The sequence below is a fragment of the Nocardioides sp. WG-D5 genome (assembly GCF_054031175.1).
On record NZ_CM132928.1, the window covers coordinates 5,801,861 to 5,820,006 of the forward strand.

Here is an 18,146-nt window from a genome sequence, read left to right on the forward strand (position 1 = left end):
ACGATGGGACGCGTCCGATTCCCTCAGCATCACAGGAGCAACCATGGGTAAGACCGTGCGACGGCTTGTACCAATCGGCGCGGCGATCGCTGCGGTGAACGCCATCCTCCCGGCGGCGTTCGCGGATCAGGGAGGCGGCTCCGGGTGGGAGCAGACCTTCACGCCACCGTTCCACCTCGCGGCGGGGGAGAGCTGCGCGTTCGAGCTGCAGGCAGACGTCCTGTACGACCACGAGATCACCCGGGTGGTGGAGACGTTCCCCGACGGCTCGCCGCGGGTGGTGGACACCCAGGGATCGCTCGGGTTCCGCTTCACCAACGTCGACAGCGGTGAGTCGATCCGCCGCGACACCTCCGGCACCCTCCGCGCGACGATCGGCGAGGACGGCGGCGTCCACTTCCGATTCCACGGCAACGGACTGGCGGTGATCCGGGTGCCGAACGCACTCACCCCGCCGGGGGTCTACGTGGTCTCCGGCAATGTCGACTACCTCCGGCACGCCGACGGGCAGCGAGAGTTCGCGGAGGTGGACGGCACGCTCGAGGACGTGTGCCAGACTCTCGACTGATGATCCAGCTGCGGCTCAGTTCCGCCGTGCTCGCGCGGACACGCTTCGCGTTCTCGCCGTTGGCCGAGGCCGTGAAGAGCTTGTACGTGGTCCATTCCGGCGCGATCCATCCGCTGCACCGCGGTTGGTACGACCGGGTGCGTGGCGACCTGCGGCGGGCCGACAACGACCTGCTCCGGGGGATCGTGCCGCCGGGTGGACACGTCGCCGAGTTCCTCTTCGTCGGCGCCACCAGCACGGAGACCACCATCGAGGAGCAGCTCCAGCTGGTCGCCGACTGGCCGCACGAGCACCTTCTGCGGGAGCTGCAGCGGGCCTGGCAGGGGGTCGGCGTCACGCCGGCCGTACGTCGCGTCCTCGAGGATCCCGACGCTCCTCAACGGGTTGCGGTGGAGCTCGAGCGCTATTGGCACCAGGTGCTCGAGCCTCACTGGCCCAGACTGCGCGGAGTCCTCGATGCCGACGTGGCCTATCGTCTGGACCGGCTGGCCCGCGGTGGCATCGCCTCCCTGCTCTCGGACCTGCACCCCTCGCTGCAGTTCACCGATCAGGCGATCCGCATCAACAGCGCCACCGACAGCGACATCGACGGCGGAGGCCTGACTCTGGTCCCGTCCGTCTTCGTCTGGCCGCGGATGTGGGTCGAGCTCGGTCTCCTCGGGGAGCCGAGCCTGACGTACGGCGCGCGTGGCATCGGCACCCTGTGGACGGACCGGCCCATGCCTGTGAACCGCGAGGACGCGCTGGGCGAGCTGCTGGGGCGGAGCCGGAGCGAGATCCTGATGAGTCTGCAGGTGCCGCGCTCGACGACCGATCTGGCCCGGGAGATCGGACTCTCGGCCGCGACCGTGAGCTCGCATCTGTCGGTGCTACGGCGCACCGGACTGGTCACCTGCTGGCGGAGCGGTCGGCGGGTGCTCTACCAACGCACCGCGCTCGCGTCCGTGATGGTCACCGCCGGCCTGGCCGACGAGTGGGACGAGGCGCAGGGCTGAATTCGCTGGACGAAAGTCCCGCCGAATGCAACGGGTATTGATGCGTGCGCCCATTCATCCAGGCATCCATTCGTCATCGCTGAACCGATACGCAACTTTGGGGATGCTTCCGGGTTCGCACCGCGGGAATCTCTAAGAGTATTCCGCGATCGAATTCGAGGGTTCACCGGGCCCCGATGCGAATTCAATGAGGTAGCAATGATGTTCTGCGCCTCCCATGCTCGCCCCTCTCGGTCTCGAGCGTTATCGGCCCCTCGTTGTTGGGTCTTCTTCGCTGTTTGATATCGAGAGGGAAGTCGACAGATGAACCCACTGAACAAGTATCCGAAGGTCCGCGAGTTCGCACTGATGATCCAGTGGATCACCACGGGGCTGACCACGGTCGGTGGTATCGCACTCGCCGGGATCTATGACGGAGTGGACCGTATTCCGGGTTGGTACAACGTCGCTGTGATGGGGCTTGCGGCGCTGTGGACCTACACCGGGTTGACGGCGCAAGGCAACGTGACGGGGACCGACCCGGAGGGCTACCAGCTGCCGAAGAATCTCGCCGAGGTCAGAGCAATGGCCGATAACACGACCGAGAACACGATCGAGAGCAAGACCGAAGCACCTGTCGTGGTCGCAGAGCCCGAGGACGAGGGCGATCCGGACGAGATGGCGGATGAATACGTCGACGACATCTTCGTCGCGGTAGAGGACAAGGAGGGGTTCTGAATGGGGTTCTATCTGGTGCCTGCGCTTGTCGCTCTGCGAAACGAGGTGAATGCCCGCTTCTCGCACCGGGACAAGTCCAGTGATGGCTGGATCGGAGACGCGTCGCACGCTGCACGGAAGTCGTCCCACAACCCCGACTGGGCTCACGGGGGCGCGGTGCGCGCGATCGATGTCGACATCGACGACAACGACCCGGCCGCCGAACTGCGTCTGCTGGTTGTCGAGGCCGCCCGTCACGACCGGCGCGTGTGGTACGTGATCAGCAACGGCGTGATCTACTCCCGCACCTTCGGGTTCGCGCCCCGGAAGTACACCGGCAGCAACGGTCACTTCAAGCATGTCCACGTGTCCGTGGTGGAGAACCCTGCGAAGTGGACCGACACCACCCGGTGGCTGAATTCCGAGCCGGCATGGATGTGGAACCCCGAGGTGGTGTCCGACCTGGCGCTGGTGCAGGAGCAGTTCCAGATCGCGGCTGGCGTGAAGAAGGGCGACCGGAAGCGGTTCCACGGCGTCGCCACGATCCAGAACGCTCTGAACGTGAAACACCTCCCGAAAGGGCGGAAGCTCGTCGTGGATGGCTGGGCCGGTCGAGCGACGGTGAACGCGTGGCGGGACTTCGAGGCGAAGGCAGGTGGTACGGGTCGGGAGACCACACCGGACCCGGTGTCCCTGAAGCATCTCCAGATCCTGGGCCGCTTCCGTGGGGATGAACTTCGATAGCGCTGCCGATCGTCAGACCACGCCGTGCTCGTAGGCGAAGGCCGTGGCGGCGGTGCGGGAGCGTACGTCGAGCTTGGTGAAGATGTTGGAGAGGTGACGGGCGACGGTCTTCTCGCTGAGGACCAGGTCGGCGGCGATCTGGGCGTTGCTGCGGCCGGAGGCGACCAGGCGGAGGACCTCGGCCTCGCGGGCGGTGAGCCCGGCGGGCAGGGAGGCGGGGGCGAGGAGAGCTTCCGCCTCGTCGGCAGCGGGGCCGGCGCCGATCTGCCGGAACACCGTACGCGCCGCCTCGAGCTCGCGGCGGGACGACTCGGTGTCGCCGACCTCGGCCAGGGCGCGCCCGGTGAGCAACCGCGCCTGGCTTCGCTCATAGGTCGCGTCGGCCCGGGCCCACAGCTGCTGGGCCTTACGCAGGTAGGGGAGGGCGCCGGCGGCGTCGCCCGCGGCCAGCTCGACCGTGCCGTGGGCGTGCGCGGCGGCCGCCTCCAGCCAGACGCAGCCGAAGCGTCCGGCCAGCCCGTCCAGCTCGGCCGCGGCGTTGCGGGCCCGGTCGACCTCGCCGGCGTCGACCAGCACGTCGACCGCAGCGGGCAGGAGACGGCACCGCTGCACGTCCCCACCCGTCTCGGCGAGCAGCCGGTCGATCGCGGCCAGCGCCGCCGCGCCCTCGCCGCGGGCCGACCAGAGCAGGGCGAGACCGGGCTGCGGGTCGAAGCCGCTGTCGGCGGCACGCTCGTAGGCGGCATAGGCCTCGGCGTACTCGCCGCGCAGCCGGAGCACCTCGCCCGCCTCGTACGCCGCCAGCCCGACCGCGTCCGGCGCGTTCACCTCCCGGTAGCGGCGGGTGGCGTGCTCGAACTCCTCCAGGGCCCGCTGCCACTCACCGTGCAGTCGCAGCAGCTGGCCGCGGTGGACGGCGCACTGCCCGGTGAACGCCAGGAGCCCGGGCTGGGCGGCGCACCAGCGCTCGAGGGCAGCCGTCCACTCCGCGACCCGTCCGAAGTCGCTGATCTCCTGGCAGCCCTCGATCGCGGTGCAGTAGACGTGCCCCGCCACGACGGGGGAGGCCTCGCCGGCGATCACCCGGACCATCGCCTCATCGAGCCGCGCCAGACCTTCGACGACCCGCCCGGAGTAGATCGCCATCCTGCCCTGCGCACAGAGCCCGAGGGCGGTGAGGTCGGGTTCGGCATGACGGCGGCCGCGCTCGGCCACCCGGTCGGCATAGCTTCCTGCCGTGGCGTAGTCCCCGGTGCCCAGCGCGCGAAACATCCGCAGGAAGTCCACCCATCCGACCGCGGCACCGGCGGCGTCCTCGCCTGCTTCGGTGACCAGGCCCTCGGCTCGCGAGGTCCATCCGCGAGCGAGGGCGCTCTCCCCGTGGACGTACGACGTCATCGTGATCCGGAAGGCACAACGCACCGAGCGCCCGAGGTCGCCGGCCTCCTGGCTCTTGCGGAAGGCACGCTGCAGAGCGGCGATGGTGTCGTCGTGGTGCCCGGTCAGCTCCGCGGCGACGGCGAAGTCCTCGAGCTCCTCGGCCGAGAGCAGGCCCGGGTCGGCGGCCGACCACCCCGCGTAGGCCGCGCTCCAGTCGCCGCGGTCGTAGTCGGCGCGGGCGCTCTCCAGCTGGACGTCGGCCACGGCAGGCACCTCCACTGGAGAGCGTACTCGGATCAGGCGCCGACGGAGACCCGCGCGGACTGCCGCATCCGGGACGTGATCCGGTCGGCGACCAGCGCCGCGTCGCGACCCGCGCCTGCCAGGAGCATGGAGCTGAAGGCGTACTGGAAGCTGAGGCCGCAGAAGAACAGACCGTCGGCCTCCGTCACCACGCCGCGCATCTCCCGCGGCCAGCCGTCCTCGTCGAGCACGGGCAGGTGAAGCCAGTCGAACGCCTGCCGGAAGCCGGTGGCCCACACGACGCTGGCGACCTCGCGCGGGGTGCCGTCGACGACGGGCAGGCCGTCGCGTACCTCCTCGATCCTGGAGGTGACGCGCTCGACGCCCCGGTCGGCCAGGTCGGAGCGCTTCACGCGGAGCATCGGCCCGCCGTGGCGGCGGATCTCGGGCATCTCCTTGCGGCCGATCGGGGTACGCCGGGTGAGGACGTGCCGCCAGGCGAAGAGCAGCACCGGGAAGAGCACGTGCATCACCGGCGAGTCCAGACGTGGCGGGATCTGGCCGCAGTCGCGGCCGGCCAGGATCGTCGGCCGCGACTCGGCGACCTCGAAGGCGATGTCGCAGCCGGAGTGGCTGGCACCGACGACGAGCACCGGCCCGTCCCGCAGCTGCCCGGGCCGGCGGTACTCGCTGGAGTGGAGCTGCAGGATCGACGGATCGAGCTGCGCCGAGATGGCGGGGACGTTGGGCGTACGTCCGAAGGTGCCGGTCGCGACCACGACGTTGTCGCAGGTCCAGGTGCCATGGTCGGTCGTCACCCGGAAGCCGTCACCGTGCCGGTCGAGGCCGGTGACCCGGGTCTCGAGCCGTACCGGCAGCTCGAAGGTGCGGGCGTAGGTCTCGAGGTAGTCACCGACGTCGTCCTTCCCGGGGAACGACCATCTCTTCGCCGGGAACGCCAGCCCCGGGAGGGCGTCGTACTTGGCCGGAGAGTAGAGCCGCAGCGTGTCCCACTGCCGTCGCCAGTTGTCGCCGATCCGCGCGTTGGCGTCGAGGATGACGAACGGGCGGCCGCGTCGTCGCAGGTGGTAACCGGTCGCCAGGCCGGCCTGGCCGGCGCCGATGATGATCGTCTCGATGTGTGTGGTGTCCATGCTCGCGACGCTAGGTCCGCACCACTCCGCTCCGCGTCGGTCGTACGGCGCATTCGGGTTGCACGTGGCGATGGGTCGAATTACCCATCGCCATGCCAGCCGAGCGGGGGCGATACTCGACACATGACGAAGCAGCCCCCGGAGGACTTCAGCAAGCTCCCGCCCTCGGTGCCGCTGGAGGAGACGATCGCCTACCAGCTCGAGACGGAGATCCCGCGCGGTCCCGAAGGTGGTGGAGACGCCGTCGACGGTGGTGGCGACGGCGACTGAGCGTCGGCCGATCGAACGCGCCGTCAGAGCACCAGCAGGAGGCCGAGCGCCGCCAGCAGGTCCCAGATCCAGCACATGTGGACGTACCACGGCGGGATGCCGCGGAGCCCGAGGACGTGGCGGTCGTGGTGGTGCAGCAGGTCCCAGACGCCGTGCAGCGCCCAGCCGAGGGCGAGCCAGCGGCCGGAGACGGTGACCGCGAGCGCGATGCTGATGACGGCGGCGGCGAGGAAGGCCCACTCCGTCAGTCGCTCGGTACGGGTGCCCCAGACGAGCGAGAGCGTCGGGTAGACGCTGTAGAGAACGACCACCGACAGGCAGCCGAGGACGAGGCCGACCTGCGGCCAGCCGGCGACGACGACAGTGACCAGGGCGCCACCCACTCCGGCGTACGTCGCAGCGCGGAGCGACAGCAGGTTCTGGAACCTCGAGTCAGGTCGTCTGAGGTCCGCCGGCAGGTTCATGGGGACAGACTAGAGCCGCAGAAATCCGATGCTCGGGATCGGACGCGCTCACTAGGGTGAGCCGCGTGAACGAGGAGGAGAAGTCGCTGCCGGAGCGACTCCGGGCGGCGATCATCGCGTGCCGGCAGAGCGTGTTCCCGGCGTACCCGAGTCCGGCCGAGGTGTTCGACGGGCTGGCGGAGGCGTGCCGAGAGCTCGGGATCGAGGAGTGGGACGTCTACGCCGAGAGGGGGCCGGTGGCGCGCCTGGAGGCGGAGGTCTCCGAGCTGCTCGGGAAGCCGGCTGCGTACTTTCCCTCGGGGGTGATGGCGCAGCAGGTGGCGCTGCGGATTCACGCCGACGCCGCGGGCAACCGGCGGGTCGCGCTGCCGGACCTCTCGCATCTGCTGGTCCACGAGGACGACGGGCCGAGGATCCTGCAGGACCTGCGGATCGAGCACCTCACCACGGGCCGCGAGACGCCGACGAGGGCGCACCTCGACGCGATCCCGGGACCGCTCGCGGCGTGCCTGGTCGAGCTTCCGCTGCGTGACGCCGGCTGTGTCCTGCCGACCTTCGACGAGCTCGCCGAGCTGGCGCAGGGGTGCCGTGAGCGAGGGATCGCCTTCCACATCGACGGCGCCCGGATCTGGGAGTCGCAGGAGTGGTTCGGCAAGCCGCTGGCCGAGATCGCCGGCCTCGCCGACACCGTCTACACCAGCTTCTACAAGGGCCTCGGTGGCCTCGCCGGAGCGGCGCTGCTCGGCGACGACGACTTCGTCGCCCAAGCCAGACTGTGGCGGCACCGGATGGGCGGGACGCTCTACCGTTCCACCGCCGAGGCGGTCGCCGCCTTGGTCGGCCTCCGCGACCGGCTCCCGCACATCGGCGAGTGCGTGACCTGGGCGAGGACCCTGGCCGCCGCACTTCCTGCGGAGATCACCGCCCAGCCGGCGGTGCCGCACACCAACACCTTCCTCCTGTACGCAGCGGGCGACCCCGACGACATCAACACCCGTCTCCTCGCCGCTCTCGAGGAGCACTCGCTCGCGTTCAGCAGACCGTGGACCGCGAGCGACGAGCCGGGCCGGGTGGCGACCGAGGTGACGGTCGGCCAGGGTGCCCTCGAGCTGGATCCCGAGAGCGTCGCCAGCCATCTCGCTGCCCTGCTCGCCTGAGCGTACGGCTGGACCTCCCCCGGAAGGGGTGATGACGGCGGCCTGAGCGGGCGGCGAGATTCGGAGGATGTGGGAACTCGCCGGGCAGGCTCGGTCGCGGACTCGCCCAGATCGCCGGCTGACGGCCGTCTCCGGCGATCCGTGCGCGTGTCGTCCTCCAGCGGACCGGGGGACGGACCAAACCACCTGTGAGGCGATCGGTTCGGTGATATTTTCGAGCGAACCAGCGAAGTCCTACTGAAGGGCAGCCTCATGTCGGTTCAGTTCGAAGTGCGCATCGATGGAATGACCTGCAACCGCTGTGTCGAGAGCGTGACCAACGCTCTCGGAGACCTGGACGGCGTCCACGGCGTCGAGGTCGATCTGAACCCGGGAGCCGTCTCGAGTGCCCGCGTCACCGCCGACGAACCGGTCGAGCCCAGGGTCCTCAGATCAACGCTCGCCAAGGCCGGCTTCTCGATCGCCCGCGAAACCTGACCGGCAGCGGAGTCGTCCGTGCTCGGCTCCCGTCGGCACTTCCCGGCCCTCACCGCCGAACCCGATCTCGTCTACCTCGACGCCGCCTCCGGCACGCCGTGCCCGGAACCGGTCATCGCCCAGCTCACCGCCGAGCTGCGTGGTCCCGCCGCCAACCCCGGCAGGGGTGGACATCCGTGGGCACGCGACGCGCTGCGTCGGGTCGAGGAGGCCCGGGCCGCCGTCGCCGCGTTCCTCGGCGCCGCCTTCCCCGACGAGGTGGCCTTCACCCGCGGCGCTACCGGCGCGATGGCGTTCCTGGCCGCCCGGTGGGGCCCCGCCGCGCTCGAGAAGGGTGGCGACATCCTCTACTGTCCGGGGGACCACCTGTCGACGGTGCGTCCCTGGCTCCGGCTGGCGGAACGGATGCGGCCCCAGGGGGTGCGGGCGGTGCCCTATCGGAGGGATCGCCTGGGACGTATCGACGCCGACGACTTCGCCCGGGCCGCGAGCGACCGCACCGCGGTGGTCGTCGCCACCGACGTCCACAACCTCCACGGCACCCGGACCGACCTCGACGCGCTGGCGATCCCGCCGGCCGCGACGGTCTGCCTCGACTGCTCCCAGAGCGCCGGACGGCTGCCCCTGCGCCTGGCCGAGTCCCGTGCCGAGGTCGCCGTCGTCTCGGGCCACAAGATGTTCGGTGCTCCCGGCACCGGCACGGTCTACGTACGCCGCGGTGAGCATCACCGGATCGCCGTCGACCGCGCGGCCGGGCGGAGCGGGCCGGCACGGCACGTCTCACCGCTCACCGACGCCGCCGAGGAGGGCAGCCTCGACGGCGTCGGAGCGGCAGCGCTGGCGGGGGCCACGGCGTTCCTCGACGGCATCGGGATCGACCGCGTCGGCGGCCACCTGGCCGCCCTCGCCTCCCGGTTCGCGGACGGCGCTACCCGGATCGGCGGGGTCACGCTCCTCGGACCGCCGGTGGAGGCGAGCGGCCCGCACAGCGGCATCGTCGCCTTCGCCCTCGACGGCCAGGCCGGCGCCGACGTCGCCTTCGCCCTCGAACGCCGCCGGGTCTACGTACGCGCCGGCGACCACTGTCTCGACGGCCCGCGGGACGACGCCGTCCGGGCGAGCTTCCACCTCTACAACGACGAGAACGACGTCGACCGACTCCTGCAGGGCCTCGCGGCCGCTGCCGAAAGGACCTGACACGTGCAGACCGAAGGCATCCGGTACGACCGCGCCGCCGCTGCCCGCATCCTCGCCGAGGTCGCCGGTGCCGACTTCCTGACCGGGCCCGCGCCGACGGCCCCGGCCGTGTCGGTGGCGTACCGCGTCGAGGAGCTCCGCCCCGAACCCGGCGGACCGCTCACGACGGGACAGCGTCGCTACCTGGAATCCTTCATGCGCCCGTGCCGCCCCGACCAGGTCGTCACCGCCACTCACCGGATCACCTGGCGCGACTCCCGCGGGATCGCCAACAGCGGCCACATCGGCCCGGGGCCGTTGGGACCACTTCTGCCGATCGCGACCCGGGAAGCCGTGATCGCCGTGGGTGACGCGATCGCCGCCGCAGATGCGGTCACCGCGCGCTCGGACGCCCTCGGCGACGACGAGCTCGACGTCCTCGCCGACACCACCACCGACCAGGAACCCGGCGAGATCTTCCGCGTCGGCGCCGAGGCCGCGGGCCGTGCCCTCGTCCAGCACGGCATGCTCGCCGGCCAGGTCGACATCGACGACCTCGTCGAGTTCGCCGAGGAGATGCATGCCTCGGGCCTGTACGGCACGGTGGCCTCGACCTGGTTCTGGGAGCTGCAGGCCTCCACCTACCGCCGCGGCATGATCCCGGCGCGGCTGGAGCGCTCCGGCGGCCGCCTTCGCTACACCCCGGATACCGTCACCCTGCTCGCCGAGATGAAGCGCCGCACCATCGCCGACGCCCATGAGGTGATGGCCCGCGCCCGCGAGGAGGGCCTGGGCCTGCGCGCCGCCATCCAGCGCTACCACGTCGAGCTCGACCAGATCTCGCGACAGTACGCCCTGCTGCCGGCCGAGGAGCGCCCGGTCTGCCTCGGACAGCGAGCCCACCAGGTCGACGGCGCACGGGTCCAGCCGCTCGCCGCGGTCGCCGAGGCGCTGACCGGCGCCTTCCGGTCCGCGGTCGACTCGGTGCGGATCGCGGAGGCCCCCGGACCTGCCGACGGGGATGCCCGGTTCGCCGCGGGAGAGCAGGAGTTCGGGGTCCCGGACATGACCTGCCGGCACTGCCGGGTGACGATCACCGCCGTCTTCGACGCCCAGGCGGCCGAGCTGATCGAGGTGGACCTGCACGGAAAGCGGGTGCGGGCCAGGTTCACCGACGCCGACCAGCGCGACCGGGTCTTCGCCGACCTGCGCGACTGCGGCTACACGGTGGCCGACGGGTGACGGCTCGCTACCCGCTCCCGGCCGCGCGGCACCCGATCGCCGACCGGTTCCTCGCCGACGGCGCGGCGGTGGCCGAGGCGATCGAACGGTTCGGCTCGCCGCTGCACGTGGTCTTTCCCCAGGTCATGGCCGAGAACGCGGCCTCGCTGAAGGCCGTGCTCCGGCGACACGCGATCCCGCACGACGTCTTCTATGCCCACAAGGTGAACGCCTCGACCGCGCTGGTCGCCGAGGCGGCCGCAGCCGGCCTCGGGGTGGACGTGGCTTCCTCGGCCGAGCTCGACCGGGCCCTGGCGGCGGGGTTCGCGCCGGACCGGATCGAGGCCACCGGTCCGAAGTCGCCGGCGTTCATCCAGCGGATCGCGTCGCTCGGGGTCACCGCGAACGCCGACGATCCGTGGGAGCTCGACCGCCTCGCCGCCGCGGCGCGTGCGGGCAGCACCGTCCCGGTCCTGCTGCGGCTCTCCGGCTTCGTCTCGCCGATGGTGCCGCCGTCTCGGTTCGGCATCGACCTCGCCGACGCCGACGCCGCCCTCGAGACCGTACGCCGCGCGCCGGGGCTCGAGCTGCGCGGTGTCGCGTTCCACCTCGACACCGCCGATCCGGCCGCCCGCGTGGACGCGCTGACCGAGTCGATGGCGGTGGTGTCCGCTGCGTACCGCAAGGGTCTGCGGCCGTCGGTGGTCGACATCGGCGGCGGCATCCGCCAGCGGTTCGTCGAGGATCCGGAGCCTTTCCAGCGGTATGCGCAGGCGCTTGCCGCGGGGCCGGGGGAGCTGGTGTGGCCGGGTCACGACGTCGTGGCGCCGGCCGCGCACAAGTACGGCAACCACCGCCCGATGACCGAGGTGCTCGACCGGTTCCTGGCTGCCGAGATCGAACGGCGACCGGTCGCCGAGGTCCTGCGCGAGTGCATGCTCGCGCTGTGGATCGAACCGGGCAAGGCCCTCGTCGACCACGCCGGGATCACCCTGGCCGAGGTGCTCTACCGGAAACGCGCGGCCGGTCGCGAGCTGGTCGTGCTCGACCTCTCCCGCAACCAGGTCACCCCCGCCGACCAGGAGGTCCTGCTCGACCCGGTCCTCGTCGACGGGCATGGCGATCCGCCGGACGGGGGAGTGTTCCTGGCCGGACGGCTCTGTCTGGAGTCGGACCTGATCAGCCGGCGGAAGGTCTTCCTCGACGCCGAGCCGCGCAGCGGCGACGTACTCGCGTTCGTGAACACCGCCGCCTATCAGATGGACCTGTCGGCGTCCGCCGCCGCCGGGCATGCGCCGCCGCCCAAGGTCGCCGCGGTCCTGGACGAGGACCGGTTCACCTTCACCGCCGACACGTTCGCCGACGCGCCCGACGATCACCACAGGAGCTGACCATGCGATACGACAGCGTGCTCGACATGATCGGCGACACCCCGCTGCTGCGGCTCGATCCGGCCGCCCACGGCGTGCCCCAGGCCGAGATCTTCCTGAAGCTCGAGTCGGCCAACCCGTTCGGCTCCGTGAAGGACCGGGTCGCCTGGGGACTGCTGCGCGACCACATCGACGGGATCGTCGCGAACCGACAGGTCGTCGTGGAAGCCTCGAGCGGCAACACCGCGAAGGCGCTCCAGATCATCGCCTCGATGCACGGTGTCGGGTTCCGTGCCTTCACCAACCGGGTCCGGGTGCGCGAGGTCCGCGAGATGCTGTCGCTGCTCGGCGCCGAGGTGACCGAGATGCCGGGCCTCTCGGAGTGTCCGGACCCGACCGCCCCGAACGACGTCTTCAGCGTGATCGGCGACCTCATGGAGGGCGAGCCCGGCCGCTATCACCACACCTCGCAGTACACCAACGAGGACAACCTGCGCGCCCACTACGAGGAGACCGGCCGCGAGATCCACCGCGACGCGGGTCAGGTCGACCTGCTTGTGGGCGGCCTCGGCACCACCGGATCCACCCGAGGGGCGGCGACGTACCTGCGCGAGCGCAACCCGGAGACCGCCGTCGTCGGCGTCGTGGCCGCGGAGGGCGACTTCATCCCCGGCATCCGTTCGGCCGCGGAGATGTGGGAGGTCGGACTCTTCGAACCCGACTTCTACGACGCGATCACCGCCGTCGACTCCGCCGACGCGATCTCGGCGAGCCTCGAGCTCGCCACCCGGCACGGGGTGCTCGCCGGTCCCACCACCGGGGCGGCCTACGCCGCGGCACGGGAACGACTCCTGTCCGGGCCCGGGGGACCGGTCACGGCGGTCGTCATCGCGTGCGACCGGATGGAGCCGTACCTCTCCTACTACCGCCACCGCCGCCCCGACCTCTTCGGCGCGGCCCGATCCGCCACCGAGGAGGCCGCGCCGTCGGTCACTCCCGAGGAGATGGAGGCGTGGGGCGCGGCCGGCGAGCATGTGGTCGTCGTGGACGTACGCACCGCGCTGGCGTTCCAGGCGGGCCATCTCCCCGGCGCGATCAACCTCCGCGACGACCTGCTCGAGCAGGTCATGGAGGCGGGGATGCCGTTCTCGGAGGCCTCCCGGGTGGTGTTCGTGTGCCCGACGGGGGACCGGTCGGCGCGGTTCGCGGCCCGGGCGGCCGCGACGGGGTGCCGGGCCTACAACCTCGAGGGCGGCGTGCTCGCCTGGCGCGACAGCGGGCGGCCGCTCGCCGGAGTGTGAGGTTCCGGTCTCACGTGGGCATGAGGAGGAGCATCGTGCCCATCCCGGTGGCCATGAGTCCGTGACCGAGGGCAGGGAGGCGGTGCTCGCGTACGGCAGCCGCGCGCAGCAGCCACCAGATCACCCCGGCCGCACAGGCCGTGATGAACAGCGAATTGATCACGATCGCCCAGCCCGGCGCCGCGGCCGTCGGAAGGGCCGCCGCGGCGCCGCTGTGGCCGGCATGACCTGCGGTGTGGCTCCCTGCTGCATGCGTGTCCGCCATGAGCAACGGCATCGAGGCGAGCATCCAGATCATCGCCGCGTTGAGCGCGAGATGACCGACGAAGTCCGCCTGGCGCGCCCGCCCGCTCGTGCGGCGCAGGGCGGGCAGCAGGGCCACCGTCAGGATCGCGAACAGCGCGACCTGAGCCCAGACGGCCACGTCCCAGAGGATCACCCAGATCATCAGGATCATCGCGGCGCTCATCACGGTGTGGTTGACGTGCAGAACGGCCTGCCCACCGGTCCCGGGACAGACCACGAGGGTCCAGATTCCCGAGGTGCCGGTGAGCACGAAGGCCACGGTCAGCAGTAGGTCCCAAGGCGGATCGACCACCCGACCAACGTACCGTCGCCACACCGTGCGCGGGCCGGGTTGCCGCGATCAGTGCCGCAGGCCGGCAAACCCCGGCCGAAGCGTCAGACACGTCGGCCGAGTGGGCATGTATCTGCCCACTCGACCGACCTGGTCGACGCCTCGGCCGACCTGCGTGACGCCTCGCTCAGGCGTCGAGATCCTGCGCGACGAGCGCCGCGATGGTGTCGACGGCGGCCTGGTCGGGGCCGGTGACCTCGACCTTGTCGCCGTTGGCGGCGCCGAGGGTCATGATCAGCAGGGACGAGGCGGCGTCGACCGGCTCGCCGCCGGGGACGGCCAGGGTGATCTCGGCACCGAGCTCCTCGACCTTCTCGGAGATGATCGCGGCGGGCCGGGCGTGCAGGCCGACGGCGGAGCCGACGGTGACGGTCTGGGTGGGCATGATGCTCCTTCGGTTGGTGGGATGTGGGTCAGCTGGCGGCGGCGGCCGGGACCGGGGCGCGGCCGACGGACTTGAGGGCGATCACGGTGGCGGCACCGACGATCACACCGACGGCCAGCGCGATCAGGTAGCCGAGCACGTTGGTGACGGCGAAGAGGACGAAGATGCCGCCGTGCGGTGCGCGGACGCCGACCTCGAAGAGCTGGGAGAGCCCACCGGTCACGGCGCTGCCGACCATGATCGCCGGGATGACGCGCATCGGGTCGCCCGCGGCGAACGGGATGGCGCCCTCGGTGATGAACGAGGCGCCGAGCAGCCAGCCGGCCTTGCCGTTCTCGTGCTCCGCGGTGGTGAAGAGCTGGGGACGTACGACGGTGGCCAGCGCCAGCGCGATCGGGGGCACCATGCCGCTGAGCATGACCGCGGCCATGATCCGCAGCTCGGGGGCGTTCGCGGCCAGCGAGGCGGCGCCGACACCGGTCGCGGCGAAGCTGTAGGCGACCTTGTTGAGCGGGCCGCCCATGTCGAAGGCCATCATCAGCCCGAGCACCGCACCGAGGACGACGGCGCTGCTGCCGTCCAGGGCGGCGAGGCCGTCGGTCAGCTGCTCCATCAGCCAGTTGATCGGCTTGCCGAGCACCACGATCATCACCAGACCGGCCAGGATCGAGGTCACCAGCGGGATCACCAGCACCGGCATCAGGCCGCGTGCCCAGCTCGGCACGCGCCAGCCGCTGACCCAGTGGGCGATCACGCCGGCGAGCACACCGCCCGCGATCGCGCCGAGGAAGCCGGTCGCCGGCGCTGCCACGCCGTCGGCGTTGACGACACCGAACAGGTTGGCGGCCAGCGCACCCATGATGAAGCCGGGGGCGATGCCGGGACGGTCGGCGATGGCGTACGCGATGTAGCCGGCCAGCGCGGGGATGAACAGCATGAACGCCGTCTTGCCGATGACGAAGAAGAGCGCGCCGAGGTAGACGGCGAGGCCGCTGTCGAAGAGGGCGTGCTCGAGACCGAGGGCCTGTACGTCGGGGAGGTTGGTGAGCGTGTTGTCGACCATGACCGCGCCGTAGACGTTGGTGATGTCGTAGCCGCCGAGCAGGAAGCTCAGTGCGATCAGCAGCCCGCCTGCGGCGACGAACGGGATCATGTAGGAGACACCGGTCATCAGGATCCGGCGGGTCCGGCCGCCCCAGCTCTCCGAGGCGGTCGTGGCGGACTCGGAGGAGTCGCCCCGGCCGGACTCGACGCGGGCGGCGTTCGGGTCCTCGGCCGCGGCGAGCGCCTCGGCGATCATCGCGTCGGCGTCGTCGATCGGGCGCTTCACGCCCGAGGAGATCAGCGGCTTGCCGGCGAACCGGAACCGGTCCCGGACGCCTACGTCGACGGCGAAGATGGCCGCGTCGGCGTGGGCGATGGTCTCGGCGGGCAGCGGCGTCGCCCCGGCGGATCCCTGGGTCTCGACCGCGATCTCGACCCCGGCCCGCGCGGCGGCCGCCTCGAGGGCCTCGGCCGCCATGTAGGTGTGCGCGATGCCGGTCGGGCAGGCGGTCACCGCGACGAGCGAGCGCTTCTGCGCAGGAGCCGCCTCCGGAGCGGCGGCCGGAGCCGGGGCCTGAGCCGGGGCCGGCGCGTCGCTGACCGCGTCGAGGATGGTCCGGGCAGCCTCCTCGGCCGAGTCGGTCTCGCGCAGCAGCCGGCCGAACTCGGGACGGGCCAGGGCACGAGCCAGCTTGGTCAGGATGGTCAGGTGCGTCGCGTCGCCGCCCGCGGGTGCGCCGATGAGGAAGGCGAGGTCGGCCGGGCCGTCCTTCGCGCCGAAGTCGACCGGAGGTGAGAGCCGCGCGAACGCCACCACGGGCTCGTCGACCCCGGACGTACGGCAGTGGGGGATCGCCAGGCCGCCGGGGAGACCGGTGGCGGAGACCTCCTCGCGGGCCAGCGCGTCGGCGACCAGCGCGTCGAGGTCGCCGGCCCGGCCGGAGTCGGCCACGCGCTGGGCCAGGGCACGGATGACACCGTGCTTGTCGGTGCCGAGGTCGGCGTCGAGGGCGACGAGCTCGGGGGCGATGAGTGCGGACATCAGAGTCCTCCGGTGATGGGGTCGAGGTCGCGTACCGACACGAGGTCGGCGCGCACCTGGGGTGGGGTGGGGAGGGTGGTGCCGGGGAGGCCGGCGGCTGCACTGCCGTACGCGACGGCGAGCCCGAGACGTTCAGGCGCGGGGAGTCCGCGCAGGTCGGCGAGGAGATAGCCGAACAGGGAGCTGTCACCGGCACCGACCGTGCTGACGACGTCGGTGGGCGGCGGGGTGGCGTGCCACGTACCCTCCTCGGTCACAAGGACGGCACCGTTTCCGCCGAGGGTCGCCAGCACGGCGGTGACCCCGCGCTCGACCAGGGACCGGGCTGCCGCCGCGGCGGCAGCCGGATCCTCGAGGGCGGCCGGGTCTGCGCCGGTGATCGAGGCCAGCTCCTCGGCGTTGGGCTTGAGCAGGTCAGGGGCGCCGGCCGGGAGTCCGGCGGCGAGCGTCTCGAGCGGTGCCTCGCTGGTGTCGACCGCGATCCGGGCGCTGGTGGAGCGCAGCGCGCTCACGACCTCGGCGTACCAGCCGGCCGGTGCCTCCGGCGGCAGCGAGCCGGCGAGGACGACCCAGCCGGCGACCTCGGCCTCCTGGACGAGCCGGGTGGCGAGTGCGTCGAGCAGCGCGGGTGTCGCGGTGGTGCCGGGGCCGTTGAGCTTGGTGGTGGTGCCGTCCGGCTCGGTCACGGTGGTGTTGATCCGCGGCCGTCCGGCCGGTCCGACCGCCACCACGTCGAGGCCGGTGGCCCGCAGCTCGGTGACCATCGGGTCCAGGTCCGGGCACGGGAGCACGGCGCGCGTCGGCACCCCGGCGGCGTACGCGGCCCCGGAGATGTTCACGCCCTTGCCGCCGGGCTGGGAGCTGGTCGCCACAGCACGCAGCACCTCGCCGCGGCGCAGCGGGCTGGTGAGCATCACCGTGTGGTCGATGCTCGGGTTGGCGGTCAGGGTGACGATCATGCGATCCGCACCTCGAGGCCGCTCTCGCGCAGCTCGTCGGCGACGTCGTCGTCGATGTCGCTGTCGGTGACGAGCACGTCGACGTTGCCCAGCGCGGCGAAGCGGAGGGTGGTCTCGACGCCGATCTTGCTGGAGTCGGTCAGGCACACGACCCGGCGGGCGGCGTTGACCAGCGCTCGCTTGGTCGCGGCCTCGTCGTGGTCGGGGGTGGAGAGCCCGTGGGCCAACGTGAGCCCGTTGGTCGCCACGAAGCAGACGTCGACCCGGAGCCGGCTCAGCGCGTCCACGGTCTCGGCGCCGACGGCGGCCTGGGTGGCCGGGCGGACGCGTCCGGGCAGCAGGTGGAGCTCGATCTGGGGACTGCCGGCCAGCATCGCCGCGACCGGGACGGCGTGGGTCACCACCGTGAGCTGGTGGTCACGGGGGAGGGCCCGGGCGAACCTGCTGGTGGTCGTCCCGGCGTCGATGGCGATGGTGCCACCGGCGGTGGGGAGGAGGTCGAGGGCTGCCTCGGCGATGCGGTCCTTCTGGGCGGTGAAGGTCTGCTCCCGCTCGCCGAGCGCAGACTCGAGCACCGCCATGGTCTCCACCGGCACCGCCCCGCCGTGCACGCGGCGGACCAGGCCGCGTCGCTCCAGCGTGGAGAGGTCTCGACGGACGGTCTCGGTGGTGACCTCGAACCGTTCGGCGATGTCGGCCACGGATATCCGCCCGCGCTCGGCGACGAGACGGGCCGTCGCGATCTGCCGCTCCTCGGCGTACATCGCGGCCTCCTTCAGGGATCGGTGTGGTTTCGAGTGGGTTTCGGCCTTGTGAATGCCCACATATGTTGTTTTATGCCCGAATGTGTTGACTCGTCAAGG

Annotated in this window: 19 protein-coding genes; 11 read left to right on the forward strand and 8 right to left on the reverse strand. The window is 71.5% G+C overall.

The annotated features are described in order from the left end of the window. Window positions 1-43 precede the first annotated feature (43 nt). The 4 genes from ACWZJV_RS27950 to ACWZJV_RS27965 all read left to right on the forward strand — a co-directional run bounded on the left by ACWZJV_RS27950 (window position 44) and on the right by ACWZJV_RS27965 (window position 3,003). Window positions 44-568 carry a hypothetical protein gene (locus tag ACWZJV_RS27950; protein ID WP_457179704.1) on the forward strand — a complete coding sequence of 175 codons (525 nt, stop codon included), beginning with the start codon at window positions 44-46 and terminating at the stop codon, window positions 566-568. Next, complete coding sequence (locus ACWZJV_RS27955) at window positions 568-1,563, forward strand: ArsR/SmtB family transcription factor (protein WP_008359491.1); 996 nt, start codon at window positions 568-570, stop codon at window positions 1,561-1,563. The genes ACWZJV_RS27950 and ACWZJV_RS27955 overlap by 1 nt, the downstream gene beginning before the upstream one ends. Window positions 1,564-1,866: 303 nt before the next feature. Then, the gene (locus tag ACWZJV_RS27960) at window positions 1,867-2,280 is read left to right on the forward strand and encodes a hypothetical protein (RefSeq protein ID WP_457179705.1); all 414 of its coding nucleotides are present in this window, start codon (window positions 1,867-1,869) and stop codon (window positions 2,278-2,280) included. After that, a complete protein-coding gene (locus ACWZJV_RS27965) occupies window positions 2,281-3,003 on the forward strand; it encodes a hypothetical protein (RefSeq protein ID WP_457179706.1) in 723 nt (240 codons plus the stop codon). 12 nt (window positions 3,004-3,015) lie between these two features. Here ACWZJV_RS27965 and ACWZJV_RS27970 read toward each other — a convergent pair whose 3' ends face one another. Then, the gene (locus ACWZJV_RS27970) at window positions 3,016-4,647 is read right to left on the reverse strand and encodes a LuxR C-terminal-related transcriptional regulator (protein ID WP_457179707.1); all 1,632 of its coding nucleotides are present in this window, start codon (window positions 4,645-4,647) and stop codon (window positions 3,016-3,018) included. 32 nt (window positions 4,648-4,679) lie between these two features. Further along, window positions 4,680-5,780: a flavin-containing monooxygenase gene (locus tag ACWZJV_RS27975; RefSeq protein ID WP_457179708.1), complete on the reverse strand. Its 1,101-nt coding sequence runs from the start codon at window positions 5,778-5,780 to the stop codon at window positions 4,680-4,682. Between the two features lie 123 nt (window positions 5,781-5,903). Here ACWZJV_RS27975 and ACWZJV_RS27980 point away from each other — a divergent pair, with 123 nt between their 5' ends. Continuing rightward, on the forward strand, window positions 5,904-6,050 hold the full coding sequence (locus ACWZJV_RS27980) for a hypothetical protein (protein ID WP_457179709.1): 147 nt from the start codon (window positions 5,904-5,906) through the stop codon (window positions 6,048-6,050). 23 nt (window positions 6,051-6,073) lie between these two features. On the opposite strand, the gene ACWZJV_RS27985 is transcribed toward ACWZJV_RS27980, so the two are convergent. Then, window positions 6,074-6,514, reverse strand: a complete 441-nt coding sequence (locus tag ACWZJV_RS27985) for a hypothetical protein (RefSeq protein ID WP_457179710.1) — start codon at window positions 6,512-6,514, stop codon at window positions 6,074-6,076. Between the two features lie 65 nt (window positions 6,515-6,579). Here ACWZJV_RS27985 and ACWZJV_RS27990 point away from each other — a divergent pair, with 65 nt between their 5' ends. The 6 genes from ACWZJV_RS27990 to ACWZJV_RS28015 all read left to right on the forward strand — a co-directional run bounded on the left by ACWZJV_RS27990 (window position 6,580) and on the right by ACWZJV_RS28015 (window position 13,216). Next, a complete protein-coding gene (locus tag ACWZJV_RS27990; RefSeq protein ID WP_457179711.1) occupies window positions 6,580-7,671 on the forward strand; it encodes a threonine aldolase family protein in 1,092 nt (363 codons plus the stop codon). Between the two features lie 252 nt (window positions 7,672-7,923). After that, window positions 7,924-8,148, forward strand: a complete 225-nt coding sequence (locus ACWZJV_RS27995; protein WP_008359506.1) for a heavy-metal-associated domain-containing protein — start codon at window positions 7,924-7,926, stop codon at window positions 8,146-8,148. Window positions 8,149-8,166: 18 nt separating this feature from the next. Next, the gene (locus ACWZJV_RS28000; RefSeq protein ID WP_457179712.1) at window positions 8,167-9,345 is read left to right on the forward strand and encodes an aminotransferase class V-fold PLP-dependent enzyme; all 1,179 of its coding nucleotides are present in this window, start codon (window positions 8,167-8,169) and stop codon (window positions 9,343-9,345) included. Window positions 9,346-9,348: 3 nt separating this feature from the next. Beyond that, a complete protein-coding gene (locus ACWZJV_RS28005) occupies window positions 9,349-10,566 on the forward strand; it encodes a hypothetical protein (protein ID WP_457179713.1) in 1,218 nt (405 codons plus the stop codon). Beyond that, complete coding sequence (locus ACWZJV_RS28010; RefSeq protein ID WP_457179714.1) at window positions 10,563-11,936, forward strand: alanine racemase; 1,374 nt, start codon at window positions 10,563-10,565, stop codon at window positions 11,934-11,936. The genes ACWZJV_RS28005 and ACWZJV_RS28010 overlap by 4 nt, the downstream gene beginning before the upstream one ends. 2 nt (window positions 11,937-11,938) lie before the next feature. Beyond that, on the forward strand, window positions 11,939-13,216 hold the full coding sequence (locus ACWZJV_RS28015; RefSeq protein ID WP_457179715.1) for a pyridoxal-phosphate dependent enzyme: 1,278 nt from the start codon (window positions 11,939-11,941) through the stop codon (window positions 13,214-13,216). A 10-nt stretch (window positions 13,217-13,226) separates the two neighbouring features. Here the strand turns inward: ACWZJV_RS28015 and ACWZJV_RS28020 are convergent, their stop codons facing one another. The 5 genes from ACWZJV_RS28020 to ACWZJV_RS28040 all read right to left on the reverse strand — a co-directional run bounded on the left by ACWZJV_RS28020 (window position 13,227) and on the right by ACWZJV_RS28040 (window position 18,047). After that, window positions 13,227-13,814 carry a DUF5134 domain-containing protein gene (locus tag ACWZJV_RS28020; protein WP_457179716.1) on the reverse strand — a complete coding sequence of 196 codons (588 nt, stop codon included), beginning with the start codon at window positions 13,812-13,814 and terminating at the stop codon, window positions 13,227-13,229. A 166-nt stretch (window positions 13,815-13,980) separates the two neighbouring features. Further along, entirely contained in the window at window positions 13,981-14,238 is a 258-nt protein-coding gene (locus tag ACWZJV_RS28025; RefSeq protein ID WP_008359516.1) for an HPr family phosphocarrier protein, read from the reverse strand. A gap of 28 nt (window positions 14,239-14,266) precedes the next feature. Further along, window positions 14,267-16,327 (reverse strand): PTS fructose transporter subunit IIABC, encoded by a 2,061-nt coding sequence (locus tag ACWZJV_RS28030; RefSeq protein WP_457182009.1) that lies wholly within the window; start codon window positions 16,325-16,327, stop codon window positions 14,267-14,269. Next, on the reverse strand, window positions 16,324-17,283 hold the full coding sequence (locus tag ACWZJV_RS28035; protein WP_457179717.1) for a 1-phosphofructokinase family hexose kinase: 960 nt from the start codon (window positions 17,281-17,283) through the stop codon (window positions 16,324-16,326). Before ACWZJV_RS28035 ends, ACWZJV_RS28030 begins: the two co-directional genes overlap by 4 nt. Further along, on the reverse strand, window positions 17,280-18,047 hold the full coding sequence (locus ACWZJV_RS28040) for a DeoR/GlpR family DNA-binding transcription regulator (RefSeq protein WP_457179718.1): 768 nt from the start codon (window positions 18,045-18,047) through the stop codon (window positions 17,280-17,282). Before ACWZJV_RS28040 ends, ACWZJV_RS28035 begins: the two co-directional genes overlap by 4 nt. Window positions 18,048-18,146: the final 99 nt, after the last annotated feature.

What these genes read in the sequence shown, in the direction of transcription:
- ACWZJV_RS28015 (WP_457179715.1), top strand. Translation starts at nt 11,939, where the DNA reads ATGCGATACGACAGCGTGCTCGACATGATCGGCGACACCCCGCTGCTG.
- ACWZJV_RS27995 (WP_008359506.1), top strand. Translation starts at nt 7,924, where the DNA reads ATGTCGGTTCAGTTCGAAGTGCGCATCGATGGAATGACCTGCAACCGC.
- ACWZJV_RS28040 (WP_457179718.1), bottom strand. Translation starts at nt 18,047, where the DNA reads ATGTACGCCGAGGAGCGGCAGATCGCGACGGCCCGTCTCGTCGCCGAG.
- ACWZJV_RS27965 (WP_457179706.1), top strand. Translation starts at nt 2,281, where the DNA reads ATGGGGTTCTATCTGGTGCCTGCGCTTGTCGCTCTGCGAAACGAGGTG.
- ACWZJV_RS27960 (WP_457179705.1), top strand. Translation starts at nt 1,867, where the DNA reads ATGAACCCACTGAACAAGTATCCGAAGGTCCGCGAGTTCGCACTGATG.
- ACWZJV_RS27950 (WP_457179704.1), top strand. Translation starts at nt 44, where the DNA reads ATGGGTAAGACCGTGCGACGGCTTGTACCAATCGGCGCGGCGATCGCT.
- ACWZJV_RS27955 (WP_008359491.1), top strand. Translation starts at nt 568, where the DNA reads ATGATCCAGCTGCGGCTCAGTTCCGCCGTGCTCGCGCGGACACGCTTC.
- ACWZJV_RS27980 (WP_457179709.1), top strand. Translation starts at nt 5,904, where the DNA reads ATGACGAAGCAGCCCCCGGAGGACTTCAGCAAGCTCCCGCCCTCGGTG.
- ACWZJV_RS27985 (WP_457179710.1), bottom strand. Translation starts at nt 6,514, where the DNA reads ATGAACCTGCCGGCGGACCTCAGACGACCTGACTCGAGGTTCCAGAAC.
- ACWZJV_RS28035 (WP_457179717.1), bottom strand. Translation starts at nt 17,283, where the DNA reads ATGATCGTCACCCTGACCGCCAACCCGAGCATCGACCACACGGTGATG.
- ACWZJV_RS27975 (WP_457179708.1), bottom strand. Translation starts at nt 5,780, where the DNA reads ATGGACACCACACACATCGAGACGATCATCATCGGCGCCGGCCAGGCC.
- ACWZJV_RS28025 (WP_008359516.1), bottom strand. Translation starts at nt 14,238, where the DNA reads ATGCCCACCCAGACCGTCACCGTCGGCTCCGCCGTCGGCCTGCACGCC.